Source organism: bacterium, from assembly GCA_035371905.1.
GTDB lineage: Bacteria > Ratteibacteria > UBA8468 > B48-G9 > JAFGKM01 > JAMWDI01.
The window spans coordinates 1-8,601 of sequence record DAORXQ010000072.1; the positions used below are offsets into that span (position 1 = coordinate 1).

At 27.4% G+C, this 8,601-nt stretch carries 10 protein-coding genes and 1 tRNA gene; 10 read left to right on the forward strand and 1 reads right to left on the reverse strand.

Annotated elements, in window-relative coordinates; genetic code table 11:
* From PKV21_07495 to PKV21_07515, 5 genes are all read left to right on the forward strand, one after another.
* Positions 1-340 (forward strand): inorganic phosphate transporter (locus tag PKV21_07495; protein ID HOM27334.1); only part of this gene is annotated, 340 nt, incomplete at its 5' end.
* 12 nt (positions 341-352) lie between these two features.
* Positions 353-814 (forward strand): inorganic phosphate transporter, encoded by a 462-nt coding sequence (locus PKV21_07500; protein ID HOM27335.1) that lies wholly within the window; start codon positions 353-355, stop codon positions 812-814.
* 1 nt (position 815) lies between these two features.
* Positions 816-1,484 (forward strand): TIGR00153 family protein, encoded by a 669-nt coding sequence (locus PKV21_07505; protein HOM27336.1) that lies wholly within the window; start codon positions 816-818, stop codon positions 1,482-1,484.
* Complete coding sequence (locus PKV21_07510) at positions 1,481-2,329, forward strand: ATP-binding protein (protein ID HOM27337.1); 849 nt, start codon at positions 1,481-1,483, stop codon at positions 2,327-2,329. The genes PKV21_07505 and PKV21_07510 overlap by 4 nt, the downstream gene beginning before the upstream one ends.
* A gap of 6 nt (positions 2,330-2,335) precedes the next feature.
* Positions 2,336-3,034, forward strand: a complete 699-nt coding sequence (locus tag PKV21_07515) for a cytochrome c biogenesis protein CcdA (protein HOM27338.1) — start codon at positions 2,336-2,338, stop codon at positions 3,032-3,034.
* Here PKV21_07515 and PKV21_07520 read toward each other — a convergent pair.
* A complete protein-coding gene (locus PKV21_07520; GenBank protein HOM27339.1) occupies positions 3,024-4,217 on the reverse strand; it encodes a 6-phosphofructokinase in 1,194 nt (397 codons plus the stop codon). The two genes, PKV21_07515 and PKV21_07520, sit on opposite strands and share 11 nt — an antisense overlap.
* Positions 4,218-4,327: 110 nt before the next feature.
* On the opposite strand from PKV21_07520, the gene PKV21_07525 reads away from it, so the two are divergent.
* The 5 genes from PKV21_07525 (at position 4,328) to PKV21_07545 (ending at position 8,579) form a co-directional block, all read left to right on the forward strand.
* On the forward strand, positions 4,328-5,551 hold the full coding sequence (locus PKV21_07525; GenBank protein ID HOM27340.1) for a GGDEF domain-containing protein: 1,224 nt from the start codon (positions 4,328-4,330) through the stop codon (positions 5,549-5,551).
* Between the two features lie 2 nt (positions 5,552-5,553).
* On the forward strand, positions 5,554-6,129 hold the full coding sequence (locus tag PKV21_07530) for a M99 family metallo-carboxypeptidase C-terminal domain-containing protein (GenBank protein HOM27341.1): 576 nt from the start codon (positions 5,554-5,556) through the stop codon (positions 6,127-6,129).
* Between the two features lies 1 nt (position 6,130).
* Positions 6,131-7,042 (forward strand): radical SAM protein, encoded by a 912-nt coding sequence (locus PKV21_07535; protein ID HOM27342.1) that lies wholly within the window; start codon positions 6,131-6,133, stop codon positions 7,040-7,042.
* The gene (tmk, locus tag PKV21_07540; GenBank protein HOM27343.1) at positions 7,039-7,701 is read left to right on the forward strand and encodes a dTMP kinase; all 663 of its coding nucleotides are present in this window, start codon (positions 7,039-7,041) and stop codon (positions 7,699-7,701) included. Before PKV21_07535 ends, tmk begins: the two co-directional genes overlap by 4 nt.
* A 794-nt stretch (positions 7,702-8,495) precedes the next feature.
* Positions 8,496-8,579: transfer RNA gene (locus PKV21_07545), tRNA-Leu, on the forward strand.
* Positions 8,580-8,601: the final 22 nt, after the last annotated feature.

Consider the following 8,601-nt stretch of genomic DNA (forward strand, 5'->3'; position numbering starts at 1 on the left):
TATTTTAGGTTCAAATGTAATAAAAACAATTGGAAAAGGAGTGGTTCCTTTAAATATTCTTCCCTATGATGTTGCAAATATAATAGGTATGGTTTCTCTTTTTGGAGCAGGAACATGGTTAACAATAGCAACTTATAAAAAATATCCTATTTCAACCTCTCATTCAATAGTTGGTGCTGTTGCAGGTGCTGGTCTTGCTTTTTCAACTCCAATTTACTGGGGAAAAATCTGGCAGATAGTTATATGCTGGATTCTAACTCCTCTTGGTTCTGCCATATTTGCTTTTTTATGCTATCCATTAGTGAGATTCTTTTTTTCATTAAAGTTCATAAGAAAATAAGAAAAACAACTTATAGTATTTTTAATTTATCTTTCAAGTGCTTATCTTGCTTTTTCATGGGGAGCAAATGATGTAGCAAATGCAACAGGAGTTCTAATTGGAACAGGTAAAATCTCTCCAAAAATTGCTGCTTTAATAGGTGCAATATCAATGGCAATTGGTGTTTCAACATGGGGATATAAAGTAATAGAGACAGTTGGTTTTAATATAGTTCGTTTAACTCCTTTAATGACAATAGCACTTGAAATTGGTTCTTCTTTAAATGTTCATCTTTATACCCATTTTGGTATTCCTGTTTCCACATCTCATTCAATAGTTGGTGCGATATGGGGAATTGGACTATATCAGGGAATGAGAACTATAAATCTGAAACTTGCAAAGGAAATTATAACAACATGGGCTATAACTCCTTTAATTTCAGGTATAATAACTTATGTAATGACAAAAATTTTATTAATATTTATAGGGGGTTAAAATGGAAAGGACGAAAAATATATTATTCTGGCTTGGCCAAAAAGAAGAAAGAGAAATATTGAATGATGAATTGAAGCATGTTGAGATATCTTTAAAATGTGTTGAAGAAATGAAAAATGCCATAGAATTTTTTGTGAAAGGGAAAAAAGATGAAAAAGAAAAACATATTACAAATGTTAAAAATTATGAACATCAAGGAGATGAAATAAGGAAAAAAATTACTCTTGAACTTTCTAAAGGTTTACTTTTTCCTCCTGATAGAGAAGACCTAATTATTTTAAATGAAGGACTTAATGATATAGCAGATGGAGCAAAAGGTGTTGCAAGATTACTTGAATTTTTTGATGAAAAGATATCAGAAGAAATGGGACATCTATTAATTTCAGATGCTATCATTTCTTTAAAGGGAGGCGAAAAATTAAAAGATGCTATAAATTCCTTGATAAATAATGATATTCAAAAATTACTTGAAGAATGTGCTCATATTGAAACACTTGAAGAAGAAGGTGACGATAAAAGAAGAGAACTAATAAAAATGCTAATGAAAGAAAATCTGTCCGCTCCTAAAATAATTTTACTTTATGAAATTATTGATACACTTGAAAATCTCACAGATGCAATCAAAAGGGCTGGAGACCTTGTCAGAATTCTTGGTATAAAATCAAAATGAATCAATTTAATATAGAAACTTACCGAAAAAAAGTATTCAAAACAATATCAAAATATAAACTTGTAGAAAAAGGAGATAAAATTTTTATAGGTCTTTCAGGTGGTAAGGATAGTGGCTCAGCATGTTATTTAATTTCAGAATATGTTAAAAAAAATAAAATAGACTGCCAGATTACTGCATTTTATATTAAACTTGGTGATTTTATTCCAGAAGAAATAATTGAAACTATAAAAAAACAGGCAGAAATATGTGGAATTGAATTAAAGATTTATAATATTTTGGACTTCGGTATAGATTATTCAAAAATTGTAAAATTGAATAGACCTATATGTAGCAGTTGTGGAACAATTAAAAGATACTTAATGAATAAAATACCCAGAGAAGAAGGTGCAAATAAATTATGTACAGGACATCATGGAGATGATTTTATAGTTTTTTTTATGAAAAATATAATTGGGAAAAATATTGACTGGATTTCAAAGTTTACACCATTTCTTAAAGGAAATGGAAAACAACTATCAAGAATCAGACCTTTATTTTTTGTTGGAGGTAAAGACAACAAAAATTTCTGTGAAGAAATGAAATTCCCATATATAAACGAAGATATATGTCCACATAAATTTCTAAAACAGAAAATGGATAAAAGAAGAGAAAAATGGTACTCCACAATAGATGAAATATCAAAATGGCAACCAAATTTTAAAGAATATTTTTTAGAAGGTGTTATTGAAATTGCAAAAAGGTTAAATATGGAAATGACAGAGGTACTTATCTGTGAAATATGTGGAGAACCAACAAATAAAAATATTTGTGCATTTTGTAGATTATTGAAGTTACAAATATAAATAAAAATGTTTAAAAATTATTCTATACCTTTTAGTTTTATAGCGGGTATTATTTCTTTTTTCAGTCCATGTATATTACCTCTAATTCCAATTTATTTATCATACATAACAGGTTATTCTATTGAAGAATTTAAAACAGAAAAAGAATTATCTTATTCAAAAATTATATTACCAAGTTTATGTTTTATTATTGGTTTCACAATAATTTTTGTTTTACTGGGTGCCTCATCTACTTTTTTAGGAAGTTTAATATTAAAGAAAAAAAATATTCTAAAATATATGAGATTTATAGGGGGAGCTTTAATCATTTTATTCGGTCTTCACATCCTTGGAATTTTTAAAATAAAAAAATTTAATCAGGAAAAAAAATTAAGACCAAAAAAAATTAATTCAGGATGTGCAGGTGCTTTTATTTTAGGAATTGCTCTTGCAAGTGGCTGGACTCCGTGTGTAGGTCCAATTCTTACATCTATTTTAATAATTGCTTCTATGGAAGAAACAGTAAAAAGAGGTATAATTTTATTGTTTTTTTATTCTCTTGGACTTGGAGTTCCTTTTATTGTAATATCTTTATTAACAAAAAAAATTTTCTTATTCCTTAATAAAACTCATAAATATTTTAATTTTGTAAAAATTTGTACCGCTTTATTACTAATTCTTTTAGGTGTTCTACTTGTTTTAAATAGGTTTAATTTCACCCTTTAGAAATCCTATAGTTTTTCAATCTTCCAATCTCTGGTAATTTTCCAACGAGTGGTTTTGCATATTTGATAAATTTCTCGGTTACCCAGTTAGAATCTTCATTTATAAATTCATCTGGCATACTTCTCGTTTCTCTCGCAACCAGTTGAAGAGATACAGGTTCATAATAAACTTTATACTTTTCACCTTTTTCTCTCTTTATTGCTACAGACCCGCTTTCATATTTAATGGCATATTTTACAGCAAGTTCTCCTACTTTATACGCTTCCTTTGCATCAACTTCTGAATAAACTCCAGGGAAAGACCTCTGTAAATAACCAAAAGTATCTGCCCTTACCCTGCTGATTTTTAATTCTTTTTTGACGATATCTGCAAGTAAATCTCCAAGTGCTCCTGTACCGCTCAACTGTACATTTCCATGAGCATCAACTTCTTTTGTAAATTTTGCGGCTATTGGTTCACCATTTTCATCAGAAATTCCTTCTGAAACTGCGACAAGACATCTTCCATATTTTTCATAAATCTCACCCACATCTTTCAAAAATTTCTCTATAATAAAAGGTCTTTCAGGAAGATAAATAAGATGGGGACCGTCATCTTCGTATATTCTTGCAAGAGAACTTGCTGCAGTTAAAAAACCGGCATGTCTTCCCATAATTACATCAATTTTTACTCCTGGAAGTGATTTATTATCAAGATTATCTCCCATAATAGCCATCGCAACAAATTTACCTGCTGAACCATAGCCAGGTGTGTGGTCATTTTCTTTTAAATCATTATCTATTGTCTTTGGAATATGGAAACATTTAAACTCATAACCTACTTTTTTAGCATTTTCATTTAGTATAAATGCAGTTTCAGCAGAATCATTTCCACCAATATAAAAGAAATATCTGATATTATATCTCTGCATATTTTTAAAAATCTCTTCACATTCTTCTATTGTTGGTTTTTTTCTTACACTGCCTAATGCAGCACATGGAGTCAAAGCAACTTTTTTTAAATCTGATAATTTTTCTCTTCTTAAATCTACTAAATTCCCATCAAGAATTCCCTTAATTCCATATAATGAACCATAAATTTCTTTTATTTCGCTATGTTTTTTACCTTCAATAATAGCACCTACTAAACTCTGATTTATAACTACAGTTGGTCCACCACTTTGAGCAATTAACATATTTCCCATTAATTTGCCCATATAACCTCCTTGTTTTAAGGTAAATTTAAGATGATAAAATTATACATTAAATCAAAAAAAATTGAAAGTTTTTTTTATAAATAGTAAAATGTTTTCAAATGGAAGGAAAGAGATTACTTTTATTTACTGAAATTTTACTGATAGTTGTTTTTACAACTATTTTAATCTTTACTTCTGCATATTTTGACCCACTGACGCCTTTAAAAATTCTTATTAAAAAAATATTCCCTTCCCTTGCAATAACAATATTCTTTCTTGTTTTATGTTTTAAGATAATTGAGTATTACCATTCACAAATTTTATATCAAAAAAAATTAATGGAAGATTTAAATAATTCTTTATTCAAGTTGAGTTCTGAACTGAAAATAGAAAAGATGCTTTACAATTGCCTTGAAATTTTAATTGATTTCTATAAAGGTAGTATTGGAATGTTAATTATTTTAAGTGAAAAATTAAAAAATTTTGTTTCAACTGATATAATGACAATAAACTTAAACCATATACATGAAGAAAATGAGGGTGGAAATTACTTTTATACCATTCTTTCCCCAAATATGCTATCTTCCAAAGATGAACAAAAAATTAAAGATTTGATTAAAGAATACGATTTTAATAGATGTTCTGGAATAATAACTCTCCCTATTCATAATGAAAAAGAAACAAAAGCGATTGCAATAGTTGGGATAACAAAAAAGAATAAAAAAGAACTTATCAGACATTTTGAAATGAGTAAATCGGTTATGGAAGTTTTTTTACGTCATCTAAATTTAGAACTTGAAAATGCTTTGCTTCATGAAGGAATAAATATTGCATCAATAACAGATGCACTTACAGAAGTGTATAATAGAAGATACTTTAATATGAGATTAAAAGAAGAATTTGCAAAAGGTAAAAGAGAAGGATATCCAATTTCCATAATGATATCCGACCTTGATAATTTTAAAAAATATGTTGATACTTATGGACATCCAATGGGAGACATTATTTTAAAAGAAGTTGCAAATTTACTTAAAAATTCTTTAAGAGAAACAGATATAATATGTAGATTTGGAGGAGATGAATTTGCATATTTACTCCCGTTTTCTATGAGTACAGATGCAAAGGTAGTTGCTGAAAGAATCAAAAAAAATATACAGAATTATAAATTTCTTAAAGGAATGGTTGATGATGAAGTTTATCTAACTTTAAGTATCGGAATTGCTTCTTTCCCAGAACATGGAAATTCAGAAGAAGAAATTCTATCAAAAGCAGATAATGCTCTTTTTCTTGCAAAAAGTATGGGAAAAAATAAAATAGTAATTTATGAAGAAAAAGGAGGTTAAATATGATAAAGACAACAGAAGTTGCGATGTTTCTAATATCTCTGATTTTTATAATGTTTATCCTGACTTCTTTTTTATTTGTAATAAAAAGGAAAAAAGGGATACTCGCTTTAATTATATCATTAATATATACATTTTTTGTGGGTTATTATATATACTTAATTTTCTATTTAAATCCTGTTTTAGAAAAGTTTGAAAAGTACAGTTCTCTGGAAAAAATAATAATAACTCCAGAAATTGAAAAAAAAGAGATAAAAAATAAAAATGATGTTGTTCTTGTACTTAATTTAAATGGCACTTCAGTAAAAGTTAGTATTGGTGACGAAATTGAAATAAAAAAGAATATGACTTTTACAATTAATGATGTAGAAGGAATTGATAAAAAAAATGTAAAAGTTAACTTTATTGGTTTCATAGGAAACCCAAAGGTTAACGATGGTCAGGATATGGGATATGAAATAAGTTATAAAAAAATTATGAAAAATAAAGCACTTGACCAGAAAAAAGAAAAATTTGAAATTGAAATAAAAAAAGATGATAAAAAAATTGGTTCTGTTTATATAAATTTTATAGATTAGAATGGTTTCTTATCTAAAATTAGAATTAACCGAAATTGAAAAAAGAGTAAATTTGTTATTTGAAAATTTAAAAAAGTGTAGTTTATGTGGTTGGGAATGCAACATTAATAGATACAACCGAAAATCTCATTGCAGGAGTGGAATAAATTTGAAAATTTCAAGTTACGGTTCTCATTTTGGAGAAGAAAATATCATTTCAGGGAAAAGGGGATCAGGTACCATTTTCTTTACAAACTGCTCTTTAAAATGTGTCTACTGCCAGAATTATGATATCAGTCAGTTAGAAAAAGGTTATGAAATCTCTATTGAAAAACTCTCAGATATTATGATGGAATTACAATATCAGGAATGTCATAATATAAATCTTGTTACACCAACACACTTTTTACCCCAGATTTTAAAATCTATTTTAATTTCAATAAAAAAGGGATTGAAAATTCCATTTGTTTATAATTGCGGTGGATATGAAAATGTAGAAACATTAAAAAAAATTGAAGGGATAATTGATATATATATGCCAGATGCAAAATATGGAGATAATGAAAAAGGGGAAAAATATTCAGGAATTCCGGACTACTGGGACAAATGTAAAAAAACACTTATTGAAATGAAAAGACAGGTAGGAGATATAATATTAAGTGATGAAAAGGTTGCTGTAAAAGGATTACTTATAAGGCATCTAGTTCTACCTGAAGATATATCATCAACAGAAAAAGTATTAAAATTTATAAAAACCGAACTTGGTGAAAATACATGGATCAGTTTGTTAAGTCAATATCATCCTGAATATAAGGCATATCTTTATTCCGAAATTAACAGAAGAATTACTTCTGATGAATTTAACAGAGCAATTGAAATCACACAAAAACTAGGTTTTAAAAATGTCATTTATCAAGGATATATAAGAATATGAAAAAAGGAATTATTGTAAGTTTTGAAGGAATTGATGGATGTGGAAAAACTACTCTTGTAAAAAAATTTTATGATTATCTCAAATCTCAAAATTATGATGTGATTATTTTACACGAACCAGGGGGAACTTATATTGGAGAAAAAATAAGGGAATTGCTTCTTAAAAAAAATAATAAAATAACAACTTTTTGCGAACTTTTTTTATATTTAGCAAGTAGAGCACAATTAATCGACGAAAAAATAAAGAAATATTTGATGGAAGGCAAAATTATAATTCTTGATAGATATATTGATTCCACCTATGCCTATCAGGGGTATGGACGAAGAATTCCTTTAACTTTAATAAAAAGAATACATAAATCCATTACTAGAAAAATTTTTTTACCTGATATTACTTTCTTGATTGATGAAAAACCTGAGAACTTAATTGAGATATTAAAAAAGAAAGGAAAAGATAGAATAGAAAAAGAATCCATTGATTTTCAAAAAAAAGTACGTAATGGATATCTTCAATTAGCCAGAGAAAATAAAAGAATAAAGGTAATAAAAAGAAAAAGCGAAGAAGAAACATTTTTAAAAGTTTTAGAAAAATGGGAGCGATTTTTAAATGAAAGTAGAGGAAGTAAAAAATTTGCTGTTAAAAACAAAAGAAAAAAATAAAATACACAATGCTTACATAGTTTATGGAGGAAATGATAAATTGAGGAATGAAGTTGCTTTATTTTTAAGCGGTATTTTAAACTGTTATGAAGGAAAATTCTGTAAAAAATGTGAAATGTGTAAAAAAATTGAAAACAAAACTCATCCTGATGTCAAATGGATAATCCCTGAAAAAAGTATTTTATCAATTAATGAAGTAAGAAGTGTCAAAAATGACATAATTATAAATCCTTACTCTGGAAAATATAAAATTTATATATTTAAGATTGAATATTTAAAAGAAGAAGCGACAAGTGCTTTCTTAAAAGTTATGGAAGAACCACCTGAATATGGTATCCTTATTATTTTATGTCCAAATATAAATTTTTTATTACCAACTGTAATATCAAGGTGTTTTAAAATTTATCTTAATTATGAGTTACCTGAATTAGATGAAAGAAGTATAAAAAATATGGAAGAATTTCTTGAACTTTTAAATCTTGTAAAAAATGGTAATTTCTTTAATTTTTTCAAAAAGGTGGATATAATAAATAAAAGAGATGAGAGAGAGGAAATAGAAAACTGGCTTGAAAATGTTTTAATTTTTATGAGAGATATTTTTTTATTCAACAGAAATTTTCCTGTTGAATTTTATATTAACAAAAAGTTTAAAAAAATTGAAAATTTTGAAAATGTTGATTTAAGTTTAATTGAAAAAATCTGGGAAATAAAACAAAAAATAAAGTATAATATTAATCTGAAAATTGCTATTGAAAATTCAATTTTTCAAACATATTCATTTTTAAAGTTGAGTTGCCGAAGTGGCGGAAAGGCAGACGCGCCAGGTTCAGGACCTGGTGAGGACTAACCTCGTAGGGGTTCAAATCCCCTCTTCGGCATTCACATAGGAAAATAAATCTC

Excerpts from the sequence above, each read along its gene's own strand:
- PKV21_07505 (HOM27336.1), top strand. The coding sequence starts at position 816 with ATGGAAAGGACGAAAAATATATTATTCTGGCTTGGCCAAAAAGAAGAA.
- PKV21_07530 (HOM27341.1), top strand. The coding sequence starts at position 5,554 with ATGATAAAGACAACAGAAGTTGCGATGTTTCTAATATCTCTGATTTTT.
- PKV21_07525 (HOM27340.1), top strand. The coding sequence starts at position 4,328 with ATGGAAGGAAAGAGATTACTTTTATTTACTGAAATTTTACTGATAGTT.
- PKV21_07515 (HOM27338.1), top strand. The coding sequence starts at position 2,336 with ATGTTTAAAAATTATTCTATACCTTTTAGTTTTATAGCGGGTATTATT.
- PKV21_07520 (HOM27339.1), bottom strand. The coding sequence starts at position 4,217 with ATGGGAAATATGTTAATTGCTCAAAGTGGTGGACCAACTGTAGTTATA.
- tmk (HOM27343.1), top strand. The coding sequence starts at position 7,039 with ATGAAAAAAGGAATTATTGTAAGTTTTGAAGGAATTGATGGATGTGGA.
- PKV21_07535 (HOM27342.1), top strand. The coding sequence starts at position 6,131 with ATGGTTTCTTATCTAAAATTAGAATTAACCGAAATTGAAAAAAGAGTA.
- PKV21_07510 (HOM27337.1), top strand. The coding sequence starts at position 1,481 with ATGAATCAATTTAATATAGAAACTTACCGAAAAAAAGTATTCAAAACA.